This window comes from Reyranella soli, from assembly GCF_007992495.1.
GTDB lineage: Bacteria > Pseudomonadota > Alphaproteobacteria > Reyranellales > Reyranellaceae > Reyranella > Reyranella soli.
Genome location: NZ_BKAJ01000146.1, coordinates 1 through 12,649, shown reverse-complemented (window position 1 = coordinate 12,649; position 12,649 = coordinate 1). Strand labels below are relative to the sequence as shown.

13 protein-coding genes and 1 pseudogene are annotated in these 12,649 nt (G+C 64.0%); 7 read left to right on the top strand and 7 right to left on the bottom strand.

Annotation, left to right across the window (positions count from 1 at the left end):
* Positions 1-2 precede the first annotated feature (2 nt).
* Entirely contained in the window at positions 3-1,007 is a 1,005-nt protein-coding gene (gene cydB / locus RSO01_RS35570; protein WP_147155355.1) for a cytochrome d ubiquinol oxidase subunit II, read from the top strand.
* A 153-nt stretch (positions 1,008-1,160) separates the two neighbouring features.
* Here the strand turns inward: cydB and RSO01_RS35565 are convergent, their stop codons facing one another.
* Positions 1,161-1,511 carry an MliC family protein gene (locus tag RSO01_RS35565; protein ID WP_147155354.1) on the bottom strand — a complete coding sequence of 117 codons (351 nt, stop codon included), beginning with the start codon at positions 1,509-1,511 and terminating at the stop codon, positions 1,161-1,163.
* Positions 1,512-1,555: 44 nt separating this feature from the next.
* On the opposite strand from RSO01_RS35565, the gene RSO01_RS35560 reads away from it, so the two are divergent.
* The gene (locus RSO01_RS35560; RefSeq protein WP_170303606.1) at positions 1,556-2,350 is read left to right on the top strand and encodes an alpha/beta fold hydrolase; all 795 of its coding nucleotides are present in this window, start codon (positions 1,556-1,558) and stop codon (positions 2,348-2,350) included.
* Between the two features lie 14 nt (positions 2,351-2,364).
* Here RSO01_RS35560 and RSO01_RS35555 read toward each other — a convergent pair whose 3' ends face one another.
* Positions 2,365-2,841, bottom strand: coding sequence for a DUF4265 domain-containing protein (locus RSO01_RS35555; protein WP_147155352.1), 477 nt, complete (start codon positions 2,839-2,841; stop codon positions 2,365-2,367).
* A 104-nt stretch (positions 2,842-2,945) separates the two neighbouring features.
* On the opposite strand from RSO01_RS35555, the gene RSO01_RS35550 reads away from it, so the two are divergent.
* Both RSO01_RS35550 and RSO01_RS35545 read left to right on the top strand, forming a co-directional pair.
* Entirely contained in the window at positions 2,946-4,121 is a 1,176-nt protein-coding gene (locus tag RSO01_RS35550) for a M20 aminoacylase family protein (protein ID WP_147155351.1), read from the top strand.
* A gap of 3 nt (positions 4,122-4,124) precedes the next feature.
* Positions 4,125-4,664 carry a hypothetical protein gene (locus RSO01_RS35545; RefSeq protein WP_147155350.1) on the top strand — a complete coding sequence of 180 codons (540 nt, stop codon included), beginning with the start codon at positions 4,125-4,127 and terminating at the stop codon, positions 4,662-4,664.
* Positions 4,665-4,741: 77 nt separating this feature from the next.
* Here RSO01_RS35545 and RSO01_RS35540 read toward each other — a convergent pair whose 3' ends face one another.
* From RSO01_RS35540 to RSO01_RS35530, 3 genes are all read right to left on the bottom strand, one after another.
* Positions 4,742-7,309 carry a radical SAM/SPASM domain-containing protein gene (locus RSO01_RS35540; protein ID WP_147155349.1) on the bottom strand — a complete coding sequence of 856 codons (2,568 nt, stop codon included), beginning with the start codon at positions 7,307-7,309 and terminating at the stop codon, positions 4,742-4,744.
* Positions 7,310-7,558: 249 nt separating this feature from the next.
* Entirely contained in the window at positions 7,559-7,939 is a 381-nt protein-coding gene (locus RSO01_RS35535) for an HPF/RaiA family ribosome-associated protein (protein ID WP_170303605.1), read from the bottom strand.
* Between the two features lie 146 nt (positions 7,940-8,085).
* On the bottom strand, positions 8,086-8,337 hold the full coding sequence (locus RSO01_RS35530) for a DUF6356 family protein (protein WP_147155347.1): 252 nt from the start codon (positions 8,335-8,337) through the stop codon (positions 8,086-8,088).
* A 108-nt stretch (positions 8,338-8,445) separates the two neighbouring features.
* Here RSO01_RS35530 and RSO01_RS35525 point away from each other — a divergent pair, with 108 nt between their 5' ends.
* Positions 8,446-8,907: an Lrp/AsnC family transcriptional regulator gene (locus RSO01_RS35525; protein WP_170303608.1), complete on the top strand. Its 462-nt coding sequence runs from the start codon at positions 8,446-8,448 to the stop codon at positions 8,905-8,907.
* Here the strand turns inward: RSO01_RS35525 and RSO01_RS35520 are convergent.
* A complete protein-coding gene (locus RSO01_RS35520) occupies positions 8,895-10,193 on the bottom strand; it encodes a hypothetical protein (protein WP_170303604.1) in 1,299 nt (432 codons plus the stop codon). The two genes, RSO01_RS35525 and RSO01_RS35520, sit on opposite strands and share 13 nt — an antisense overlap.
* Positions 10,194-10,329: 136 nt before the next feature.
* Here RSO01_RS35520 and RSO01_RS35515 point away from each other — a divergent pair, with 136 nt between their 5' ends.
* Entirely contained in the window at positions 10,330-11,313 is a 984-nt protein-coding gene (locus RSO01_RS35515; RefSeq protein WP_147155344.1) for a hydroxyacid dehydrogenase, read from the top strand.
* A gap of 78 nt (positions 11,314-11,391) precedes the next feature.
* Here RSO01_RS35515 and RSO01_RS35510 read toward each other — a convergent pair.
* Positions 11,392-11,562: pseudogene (locus RSO01_RS35510) on the bottom strand (Rdx family protein); the annotation flags it as partial.
* 96 nt (positions 11,563-11,658) lie between these two features.
* Between RSO01_RS35510 and RSO01_RS35505 the strand changes: the two are divergent.
* Positions 11,659-12,639: an aldo/keto reductase gene (locus RSO01_RS35505; RefSeq protein ID WP_147155342.1), complete on the top strand. Its 981-nt coding sequence runs from the start codon at positions 11,659-11,661 to the stop codon at positions 12,637-12,639.
* The last annotated feature ends 10 nt before the right edge of the window (positions 12,640-12,649 follow it).

Sequence of the window (12,649 nt, the reverse complement as noted above, 5' to 3'; positions counted from 1 at the left end):
CCATGCTCACCTTTGACCTGCCCACCATCTGGGCCTTCATCATCGCCTTCGCGATCTTCGCCTATGTCGTGATGGACGGCTTCGACCTCGGCATCGGCATCCTGTTCTCCTGGATTCCGGTCGGCCGCGAGCGCGACACGGCGATGAACACCATCGCTCCGGTATGGGACGGCAACGAGACCTGGCTGGTGCTCGGCGGCGGCGGTCTTCTGGCAGCCTTTCCGTTGGCCTACGGCACCATCCTGTCGGCGCTGTACGCCCCCATCGTCGCCATGCTGCTGGCGCTGATCTTCCGCGGCGTCGCCTTCGAGTTCCGTTGGCGCGACCCCGGCCACCGGCCGTGGTGGGACCTTGCGTTCAGCATAGGCTCGATCGGTGCGGCCCTGGCGCAGGGCATCACGCTTGGCGCGCTGCTGCAGGGCATCGCCGTCGACAGCCGCGTCTATACAGGCGGCTGGTTCGACTGGCTGACACCGTTCAGCGTGCTGGTGGGCGTGAGCCTGGTCGTCGGCTACGCGCTGCTCGGCGCGACGTGGCTGATCATGAAAAGCGAGGACACGCTGCAGGTGCGGGCCTATCGCATGGCCTTCGGGCTCGGCATTGCCACCATTGTCGCAATCGCCGCCGTGAGTGCGTACACGCCCTTCCTCAGCCACGCCTACTGGGAGCGCTGGTTCGCCTGGCCGCAGGTCCTGTTCACGGCGCAGGTGCCGCTGCTGGTCGCCATCGCCGCAGTGGTATTCTTCGCGAGCCTGGTGCGGCGGCATCACTACACGCCGTTCCTGATGACCCTGCTGATCTTCACGCTGAGCCTGGCCGGCCTTGGCATCAGCCTGTTCCCCTATGTCGTGCCGACCAAGATCACGATCTGGGATGCCGCCGCGCCGACGGCCAGTCTCAAGTTCATGCTACCCGGCGCGCTGATCATGGTGCCGATCATCCTTGCCTACACCGGCTATTCCTACTGGGTGTTCCGCGGCAAGACCGGGCATGAGGGCTATCATTGATGCCCAAGGCACGGCAGTGGCTGTGGTTCGTCGGCCTGTGGGCCGCCGGCGTCGGCGTCACCGCTCTCGTGGGCTTCGCGATCAAGTTGTGGCTGAAGGCCTGATGTCTTGCCGGACCGCGGGCCTGGAGGCCCGCGGTCTCCGGCAAGACAGTTACGTCGTCCGCCGCAGCGGCCGGCAGTTGAAGGCGAGCGGCTTGGCGGTGGCGCTCTCGCGCAACGCGGCAAGATCGTCGCGGCCGACCCATTCGTTCGCGGTGTCGACATAACGGAAGCCGCCGTCGGTCGGTTGGTACTCCATGCGCCAGGTCCGGCCGTCCAGGGTCACCGAGGCACGGTTCTTGGCGTAGACCACGCTCACTTCCTTGCGGCCGTCGCAGAGATAGGCGATGCCGGCGGGCGTCGGATCGTCCGGTGCCGGCCGCGGAATAAAGGTCGTCAACGGCTGCTGCTCCCTGGTGCAGGCGGCGAGCAGCAGGATCGCCAGAATCGACAGGCGCTTCATCGTGCGCTTTCCTCCCCATGTCACTTATAGCGGAAAGGGATTCGATGCCACACGTCAAGCTCCGGGACGGGGCCGAGCTTTACTACGAAAGTCGAGGGGCGGGGCCGCCGCTGTTCCTGGTCCCCGGATTGGGCGGCGACGGCCGCTTCTGGGACGCAAACGTCGCAGGACTCGCCGAACATTTCACCGTGGTCGTGCATGATCATCGCGGCACGGCGCGCAGCACCTTGTCGCAGATCACTTATTCAGTGGAGCAGATGGCCGACGACGCCCTGCAGCTCATCGATGCGCTGGGCTACGACAAGGTGCACTGGTGCGGTCATTCGACCGGTGGCGCCATGGGCCAGGTGCTGGCCATTGAGCATCCCGATCGCATCGACCGGCTGGTGCTGAGCGCCACCTGGGCCAAGACCGATGCCTTCTTCCGCCGCCTGTTCGAGGTCCGCTCCCTGGTGCTGAAGGAGCTGGGGCCGCTGGCCTATCTCAAGAGCAGCGCCCTTGCGCTCAACATGCCGTCGTGGGTGCGTGATCACGATGCCGATCTCGCCATCGCCGAGGCCAAGGCGGCCGAAACCATTCCCATCCCGGAGATCGTGCTGTCGCGCATCGCCGCCATCGTGGCCCATGATCGGCGGGAGCAGTTGCAGAAGGTGCGCGCCGCTGCGCTTGCCATCTGCGCCCGCGACGATACCGTGACGCCGCTCTACTTCACCGAGGAGCTGGTGCGCCTGATCCCCGATGCCCGGGCCTATGTCCTTCCCAATGGCGGCCATCTGTTTCCGAACGTACACGGGGCGGAGTTTCGCCGTGTGCTGACATCGTTCCTTCTGGGCGCCTGAGAATTCGAACCTGCTCACGCCTGATGAGCATACCCTTCTTGGAACATCCATGTTCCGTCAGCTTCTCCCTGCTTGAGGATGTCATAAGCCTCAAGCAGGTTAGCCGAAGGCGGAACATCGACCGACAACAGCAGTCGGTCGCCCATGCTGAGCTTGATGTGCGTGCTCTCGTACGAGCAGCCCTTTGCCTCGAGAAAGCTCCAGTAGATGCCGAATTTGGGCGATTGCTCCTCCGCGAGGAGCATGTAGGTCGAATGCCCGCCTCGCGTGACGATCTTCTCAAATAAGTAGATTGTCGAATTTTCGGTCGGCTGGGCTTTGACCACGTCAAGATGGCCAATACCTGTCACAAAGAACGGAGAGTTTTCGATCTGAAAATGCGTGCCGCCATGCTCTGCCAAGACTGGTGCAGCCCATAGAAGTTCGCCTCCATGTCCGTGCCAATCTCTCGAATCAAGCTCGAAGACCACTTTGACGAGGCGTCTGGCCATTCCGGTGCACTCTGATCCTGGGTCAGAATAGCCATATCCGAACGTGCATGGCACCGAGTTTCGTCGTGTAATGACACCCTTCCTTCCGGAGTCCCGATAGCCACATGAAGATCGAACCCAAGATTGCCGCTGCCACAGCTGAGCTGACCGCCATCCGGCGGGACATCCATGCCCATCCCGAGCTCGGGTTCGAGGAGGAGCGGACGTCGAAGATCGTGGCGACCAAGCTCAAGGAATGGGGCTGCGAGGTCACGACCGGCATCGGCAAGACTGGCGTGGTCGGCACCATCCGCGTCGGCAACAATCCGCGCGCCATCGGCCTGCGCGCCGACATGGATGCGCTGCCGATGGACGAGCACAACACGTTCGACCATCGCAGCCAACACCAGGGCCGCATGCATGCCTGCGGCCACGACGGCCACACGACGATGCTGCTGGGCGCCGCCAAGTATCTTTCGGCCACCCGCAACTTCGACGGCACGGTGCACTTCATCTTCCAGCCGGCCGAGGAAGGCCGCGGCGGCGCCGAGGCCATGGTCAAGGACGGCCTGTTCGAGAAGTTCCCTTGCGAGCAGATCTTCGGCATGCACAACAGGCCCAAGCTCGATGTCGGCAAGTTCGCCATCCGCTCGGGCCCGCAGATGGCGGGTGGCGGCCTGTTCGACATCAAGATCACCGGCAAGGGCGCGCACGGCGCGCGGCCCGAGAGCGGCATCGACCCGGTGATCATCGCCACCCAGATCATCTCGGCCCTGCAGAGCGTGGTGTCGCGCAACATCGCGGCGCTCGATTCGGCGGTGATCTCGGTGACCCAGATGCATGCCGGCGACGCCTACAACGTCATCCCGCAGGAAGCCGTGCTGCGCGGCACCATCCGCGCCTTCCGCAAGGAGACCATGGCGCTGGTCAAGGAGCGCATCGAGACCATCTCCAAGGGCATCGCCCAGACCCTGGGCGGTAAGGCCGAGGCCGATGTGCGGGTGGTGTTCCCGCCGCTGGTCAACGACAAGGACTCGGTGAAGTTCATTGCCGACGTCGCGGCCGAGATCGTGGGCGAGGACAACATGAACCGCGAGGGCCCGTTCGTCATGGCCTCCGAGGATTTCTCCTACATGCTGGAGAAGGTGCCGGGCGCCTTCATCAACATCGGCAACGGTGGCGGCGAGGGCGGCTGCGAGGTCCACAATCCGGGCTACGACTTCAACGACGAGATCATCACGCTCGGCGCCACGCTGTGGTCGCGCGTGGTTGAGAAGAAGCTCGCCAGGGACGCGCGGTAGGCCATGAGCGACGCCACGGAGTCCAAGCTCGGCGGCATCGGGCGCTGGCTGCTGCGTGACCTGCCGTATGCAGCCATGCTGGTGCTTGCCGTGGGCGGCATCGTCCTGGCAAGCTTCCGCGGGCCCACGACCTACATCTACTGGATGGCGCTGGCGCCGATATACGCGTTGATCGTCATCGCCTCGGGCTGGCGCCAGCTCGAGACGGGAGCGGAGCGCACGCGGCTGGTGGTAACCCAGGTCCTGCACTGGGCCGCCTTCCTCGGCGCGATGTGGCTGATGTTCCTTCCCGAGGTCGGCGGCGTGGTCAATCTCAACGCCACCAGCCTCACCCTGCTGATCCTGCTGGCGTTGGGCACCTTCGTCGCCGGCGTGCACGCCGCGGTGTGGCGCATCAGCGCCGTCGGCGTCTTCCTCGCCCTGTCGGTGCCGGCCGTGGCCTGGGTCCAGGAATCCGCCTTGCTGCTTCTGGTCGGCGCGCTGCTTCTGGTGTTGGTCGGCGCTGCCTTCTGGTGGATGTGGCGGCGCGAAACCAAGCTGTGAACGCCGTCTCCGGCAGGGTGACAGCGTCAGCTCGACGCCCTACTGCGCACCGCTTGGTCAACGCATTCCGCTCTAGACTAGCTTCCTGACGCAACGGTGACATCGGCGCCCGCTGCCGGCGAGGCGATCGAGCCAGCCGATACGTGCCGCGCGTGGTGCTTGTCGACCCATCCCAGGAACGACGACACGCGCCTGCCGAGCTGAGCTGCCTGCGCTGGGCTGGGAGCCGCCGGCCCGAACCGGGCGGCCAGCTGTTCGATGTGCGTGTAGGCTTCATCGGCGCGGCCTTGCTCGAAAAGAAGCCGGGCGTAGGACAACTGCAGGCCGATACGCGCATCGAGCGACAGCCCTTGGATATCCCACCTTTGATGAAAGGCGACCTGGAGGTCGGCGGAGAGATCCCGCATGGGATCCATCGCCAATATATCTGCCGGAATGACGTCGGCGATTCGAAGAATGCAACTCCTTCCCGATTGGCCAAGCCACTCACAGTAGTCTGAAAGGAGCCCGAAGAGTATTTTCGCGTACACCGCGTGTTCCGAGTAGAAATTGTGGAGCACGATGAACGTCGTGCCGGGAACAAGCCCCGGGGCCAGGCCCGTAAAGGCCTGTTGAAAATGGCGACCCTTCGCTGCGCCCTCCAGGAGTATCAACTCGATCGGCTTCTGCGGGAGCCAGGTCACACGCCTCAGCCCGACGATCCGCGTTTCGATGAGTTCGTCATAGCCGGACAGATCGTTAGCGCGCGACTCCTGATCATATCTCAGAACGGGCTTGTACTTCTTCGCCGCAAAGGCACCGAGCATGCTGCTGTAGCCCGCCGAACGCCGTACTCCCTCCAAGAAGGCGCCCAGCATGTGGCGAGGCATGCCGAGATCGATCGCCGAGCCACTGCCCCTGTAGTGGGCAACGCCAATGTCGAACAGCAGACCCGCCATCACGCGCTCAGCCGCCGACGCACATTGTTGCGAGATCACGACGGGCATCTCCATCCGATGCGCGGGACGAAGATCGCGATGGACAAAGCCGTTTGCGGTCGATGCGAACAGGCCGGCATCGTGAAGCTCACGCATTGGCCAGACGTCGGCAGGCGATGCCGTCGACGTACGCTCTCTCAACCACTCCTTTCGTGTTTGCATGATCGTTTCGGCAGGCTTGCCGATGGATCGCCACGCCGCTGGCGCCTGCAGATCCAGGGTCTTGCGTAAGTTGCCGCCGTGAACTTTGAGGTGCCAGGAGAGATAGGAATTGATCAAGTGCTGGGCGAGATGGCCTTGGGGACCTGACTTCTTGCGCAGGCAGGTTTCGCACGTCTTCAGCGGATACTTCCCGTCGGGTATGTCGTGCCTGGTCGCTTCGAAGCCGCTTCCCTTCCAGACGGCGAGGGCATCGTCGCGTTTGACATCTCCGAGATACCACGCGTTGGGATTGCCGAAGCAGCAGGGCTTCGCGGCTCCGTTCCGCGATACGTACAGTGTCTTGAATGGCTCCATGCAGTACGCCGAAATGGCATCGCCGGCCTCGGTCCTGGGCGTCTCCACGTCGAGAAGCGTCCTCGATAAGACGGGTGCAGCGTCGAGGCGTAGAACCTTCGGGTCGTTTCGCTGCTTGTTCGGCGATCTGATGGGCAAGGTTTCTGCCGCTATCTTGTCGAAATCGGCGATCGGATTCTGTCCGAATGGCCGCATGCCGTCCCCCAACCTCTGGTCGGCGCTTGCCTTCAGGGCCGCGATGCGCAGCCGATAATCGTCGTCGTCTGCCGCGCCGCGTCCCATGTATAGGTCGGCATTGACCTGGATGCCTCGCCTGCGGCCCAAGGCGAGGGCCTTCCTGACGATCGCGCCTTCCTTTTCGGGACGCATCACCGAAACATGCTCATACAGCTGCGGAATGATGGAGTGCGCCTCCAGCGGCTTCAGCATCACCCTGTCGACGCCATGGTCGGCCATCAGTTCGACGAACTTGTCGAACTCCGCGACATGGTCGTGAAAGCCCAGCGAGTTTATCTCTATGATGGGATACGCCGATTGCTTCGCGCGCTTGGCGTCAGCCAATGCCCGGATACCGCCCAGGACCTTTTCGAAGTCGCCGCCCAGGTAGACCTTCTCGTATGTCTGTTTTGTCGCGCCGGAGAAGCTGACCGTGATCTGATAGACGTTGCGATCGACCAGGAAGCGGCAAAAATCGTCGTCGAGGTGCATGCCATTGGTGAAGAAGTCGACCATGACTTCGTAGCCGGCGACCAGGTCCAGGAACGATCGGAACGTTGGATGTATGGTCGGCTCGCCGTACCCGAAACAATGGACCAGCAGCGCGTGCTGCAAGGCCGCCTGGAGATTCTCCCCTACATCCTCCTGATTCATGAAGCCTCGACGTGTGCCCTTGATCATGTCGAGTCTGTGCGGATTGAGCGCCGAGAATTGCACGCACATCCCGCACTTGAGATCGCAGATGTTGCTGATCTCCAGGAACACTTCTAGCGGATAGTCTGGAAGCGATCCCTGCTCGCAGAACCTCGCATACGATTCGATTGCCCGCAGCTTGCTCGCCCAGTGAACGGCGGAACCCTGTCCGGACGGGGAATCCTGGGCGGCAGCTCGCCGGATCAGATAGTTGACGGCATCTGTGATCAGCCGCATCGCCATGTCTATCCCCAGTACACCGCAGCCCTTGTCCGTAGCCGCCGTACGATAGCAGAAGGCGACCACCGCGGCGAAGCCCTAGTGCGGCCCGCCGACCGGCTTGCAGCGAGGCCGAGGTCTCTGGCGTTCCAGGGTCCCGATGCAACCAAGCTGCCGAAGGCACTAGACGCCGCAGGTGAGGAAGATGGTGAGCCGTCAGATCCCGAAGGATCTGACGGGCGTCAGGCCATCTGACTTGTGGTTCAGATCATCTCAGTCCGGGCGGTCGAGCGTGCGATCGACGCGCTTATGCAGCGACTTCACCTCCTGCCGCATGACCTTGGCGCGATCCTGCAGGCGCCGACGCGCGCGGCGGAAGGCATCGCTGACGGCGAATTGCGGATCGGCGAAGCGCTCGTCGAGGCCGGGGGTGCGGTCGATGTCGACCGTCATGCCGCCGGGCATCTTGATATGAACGGTGACTTCGTAGGGACCACCGCTGCGATGATTGCCGTCAGGCAGCTTGAAGACGACGTGGCAGGCCGTCATGCGACCGAAGAACTGCTCGAGATGGTCGGCTTGCGCCTCGATGAGTTGCCGGATGGCGTCGCTGGAAGGAGTGTTCTGAAAGGTGATCCTGAGCGGCGTGTGCATGCGGTCCCTCCTTCGTTCTACAGTCATCTAGGAACGCAAGGCGCTGAAACCAAGTTGCAAACGTTAGGGAATGCCAAATACGCTTCCAGCGTAACACCCCACAGCGGCGGTGCCGAGCCGATCCGATGGCGAAAAGGAGAGTGAGGCTAGTCGCCCGCCGCGACGGCCGGGGTGCGGCCGGTGGCCTCCGGGCGCACCACACGATGGGTGACCATGCGGTGATGCAAGGCGCGGATGGTGTCGCTTCCCCGGGTGAGGCAAAGCCACGGAAACAGGCCGTGCACGAAACAGGCGAGCGCGCCAACCAGCATCCTGGCGCCGAAGCCGAAGGCGGTGCCCATGTGCTGGAAATAGGTCTCGTTGACCGTGGCGGGATGATCGGTGAAGCGGCGGAACATTCGAGCGATTCTAGGCGTCGATGCCGGAAACGGCTTGCTAACTTTGCGCCGTTCGCGGCTAATGGGAGAAACTGATTCCAAGAAGTCGCCATGGCTGAGAAACTGATACTGGATCCCTTCGACAAGAAGATACTGGATTGCCTGCAGGACGAGGCCGACATGGCCCTGGCCGAGATCGCCCGCCGGGTCGGCCTGTCGACCACGCCGTGCTGGCGGCGCATCAACCGCTTGCAGGAGGCGGGCGTCATCCGCGCCCGCGTGGCGCTGCTCGAGCGCAAGGCGGTGAATGCCGGCGTCACGGTGTTCGTGGCGGTGCGCACGGCGCAGCACAATGCGCAATGGCTCGGCCGCTTCGCCAAGGCGGTGGCGTCGTTTCCCGAGGTCATGGATTGCTATCGCATGAGCGGCGAGATCGACTACCTGATCCGCCTGGCTTTGCCCGACATCGAGGCCTACGACGCCTTCTACAAGCGCCTGATCGCCAAGATCGAGTTGAGCGACGTCACCTCCATGTTCGCCATGGAGGAGATCAAGTCGACCACACGGTTGCCGCTGAACTACCTGCCGTAGGCCCGATCGAGCGCCTCGAAAGACTCGTAGGCGGCCAATTCGTGGAACAGCTCGCCGAGGCCGCGGCAGCTATGGCCGTCGCGCCATCCCATGGCCAGGCGCAGGAAGGGATGGCCTTGGTCGGGCGCGGGCTCGATCAACTCGAAACGATGTCCCCGGAATCCGAAGGAGCCGCCTTTGGCCAGCAGCAAGCCGCGCCGTTCGCGCTGCTGCTCGACGATCTCGACAAAGCGCCGGTAGCGGGAGGGCGACGGCTCCCTGAGCTGGATGGCGCAGAATGGCGCATCGGCATTCGACGTCAGCGCGGGATGGCAGTGCGGCCCGAACACGGGCGACTCGTGGCCGATCGCGTGGGCAAGTACGCGGTTGTTGGCGAAAATCGCTGCGACGTAGTTGTCGACGTAGGCGCGATCGAGAAACCACGGAGCGGAGAGGGCCGACAGTTCGTCGAGCGTCAGGCCAGTCGCCATCAGGCCGCGTAACTGTCTCAATCGGCCGGTGATCTCGGACCGACGCTGTGCTCCGTCGCGCACAAGGACACGGGCGATGCCGACATTGGCCAGCTCCAGCCCAGCCTGGTCGAGTTTTAGTCCGGAGCTGAAGGCGATCGCGAGGTCGCAATCGTTGCCGGCGGCGAGCAGCCACGGACTGAGATCACATGCCGGACCGACCATTGTGGTATCGATCAGCAGGACGTGCCGAGCGCGTGGCAGGCGCTTCGTTGCGGCGAAGCAGCCGTTGCACCAGACCGGCTCGCAGATCACGACGTCGGCGCTGACGACCGAGGGGTGCGTCGGCCTGAAGTTCTGTCGCGGCCAGGCGTCGAGCAACGCCCTCGTCTCGAAATAGGCGCCGGCATGAGCGACCGACAATGTCCGCCTGTCGCCCCAGGCTGAGGCAACGAACTGCAGGATGGCTGCCAGTGCCGCCTGTCCGCTGCGGAAGATGACCATGTCGCTCGTCCAGCCGGCTGGCGGCGGCGCGTAAGCCGCTCCCCGATCCTCCAGGATCGACATGTCGAGGTCGCGCTCGTAGCCGAAATGCAGGCTGTCGCCGCAGGGTACGCGCGCGATGTCGCCGTCCCGGGGGCTTTTCAGGCTTGCGTCGGCCGGCCGGTGGGCCGCGCTCAGCCATACCTTGCGCAGCGTCAGCGCCGCCGTCTCGAGACGCCGTTCCTGCGCGAGATGGTCGTTGCCGAGAGTGGCGAGATCGCGATGCAGGGCGCCATCAAAGGGGTCGTGGCCGGTTTCAGTTGCCACGCGTCCGGCAAGAGTCAGCAGGTCCACTGTGTCGCGCTCGATTGCTTCGCGAAATACCATGCCAATCAACGCCCGCCGACGGCCGGCGTTGCCGATGCTGGCGCCCGGCGCTGGCCCCCTCTAGGATCGCCGCCGTTTGCACGGAAGACTGCAGGGGAATCGGATGACCACGGGCAACAACCGCAAGAAGGTGCTGATCGTCGGCCGCATGCCGCAGGCCGGCATCGACGTGCTGAAGAAGCGTGACGACGTCGACTACGAGATCTTGACCGACGATCGCGTGCCCTCGCTGCATCCCAAGCTCAGGGACGCCAACGCCGTCACCTTGGGCGCGACGCCGTTCCGCCAGGCCGAGCTCGACGCCGCGCCCGCCATGATGGTGGTGGCCCGCCTGGGCGTCGGCTTCGATGCCGTCGAGATTCCCGCGCTCAACAAGCGCAAGATTCCCTTGATGACCACGGGCATCGCCAATTCGGTGTCGGTGGCCGAGCATGCCATGTACATGCTGCTCGCCTCGGCGCGGCTTTCCCGCAAGCACGACCGCTTCGTGCGCGAGAATACCTGGGGCCAGCGCCTGACTGACCTGCCGGCCGATCTCGCCGGCAAGTCGATCCTGGTGGTCGGCATGGGCCGCATCGGATCGCGCACGGTCAAGCGCTGCGTCGCCTTCGAGATGGACGTCTCCGTCCTCGATCCGAACATCTCGGAGGCCGACATCAAGAAGGCCGGCGCCACCAAGGTCACCGACCTCAAGGCGACTCTGCCCAAGGTCGACTTCGTCTCGGTGCACTGCCCGAAGGCGCCCGAGACGGTGGACATGTTCAACACCGAGACGATCGGCCTGATGAAGCCTGACGCCTTCCTGGTGAACACCGCGCGCGGCGGCATCATCAACGAGGACGCGCTCTACGCGGCGCTGACCAGCGGCAAGCTGCGCGGCGCGGGCCTCGACGTGCTCGACCGCGAGCCGCCCGATCCGGCCAACAAGCTGTTTGGCCTGGAGAACGTGATCTTCAGCCCGCACATGGCCGGCGTCACCAAGGAGGCGAGCGACCGCATGGCCCAGACCGCGATCGAGAACATCCTGAGCGTGTTCGACGGCCGGCCGAACGCGGCGAATGTGGTGAATAAAGAGGTGCTGTCTTAAGGCACTGCTGTCATCCCGAGCGTAGCGAGGGACCTTTCCCGTTGCCTTAAAGGTCCCTCGCTTCGCTCGGGATGACAGTCAGACTGACACCAAATCCTCGACCTCATCGTCAGTCGGGAAGCGGCCGGTCTTGCTTTTGGTGTATTTGAGCGTGCCGTCGACGGTGACGTCGAACTGGCCGGATCTGCCAACGCGCAACTCGAAGTCGGTCGCGCCCAGCTTTTCGAGGCGATCCCTCACACGGAGGGCCTGCGGCTTATAGTTTCAGGCGCCGCAATATTCGATCAGGACCTTCATGCCCCCAAGATGGGTTGGTAGGGTCCGCGTCACAAGGGGGATTTCTCGATGAAATATGGACCGCTGGGCCGCTCGGGCCTGATCGTCAGCCGCATCTGCCTGGGCGGCAACTCGTGGGGCGCCAAAGGGCGCCGCGGCTGGGGCAAGTTCGACGAGGCCGAGGCGCCGGCCTACTTCAAGCGGGCGCTGGATGTCGGCATCACCTTCTTCGACACGGCCGACGCCTACAATGCCGGCCGCTCCGAGGAGATCATGGGCGCCACCCTCCTGAAGATGGTGAAGCGCGAGGACATCGTGCTGTCGACCAAGGTCGGCATCCGCATGAGCGACAGCCAGAACGACGTCGGCACTGGCCGCAAGCACCTGATGTCGGCGATCGACCTCCAGCTCAAGCGCCTGCAGACCGACTATATCGACGTCTACCAGGTCCATCGGCTCGACCCCTACACGCCGATCGAAGAGACCATGTACTCGCTCGACCAGATCGTGCGCTCGGGCAAGGTGCGCTACATCGGCGGCTCGACCATGCCGGCCTACAAGTTCGCCCAGATGGTGATGATCGCTGACTGGAAGGGCTATGCCCGGCCGATTGCCATGCAGAACCTCTATAACCTCATTCAGCGCGAGGAAGAGCGCGAGATGAATCGCCTGTGCCACGAGCAGGGCGTCGGCCTGATCCCGTACTCGCCGCTGGCGCGCGGCTTCCTTGCAGCCAACCGCAGCAAGGACGGCGGCGGCGAGACCGAGCGCTCCAAGAACGACGCGCAGGTCCGCGCTGGCACCTATCGTGACAGCGACTGGGAGATCGTCGATCGGCTGAAGAAGGTCGCGGCCGGGAAGAATGCGTCGCCGGCGCAGGCGGCGCTCGCCTGGCTGCTCAGCAAGCCCTACATGGGCTCGCCGATCATCGGCGCTACCAGCCTCGACCAGCTCACCTCGGCGGCGCAGGCGACCGAGTTCACGGTGACGGCCGACGAGGCGAAGATGCTCGAGGAGCCCTATCAGTTCCGCGTATCGCCGGAGAGCTGAGTGCCGGGGG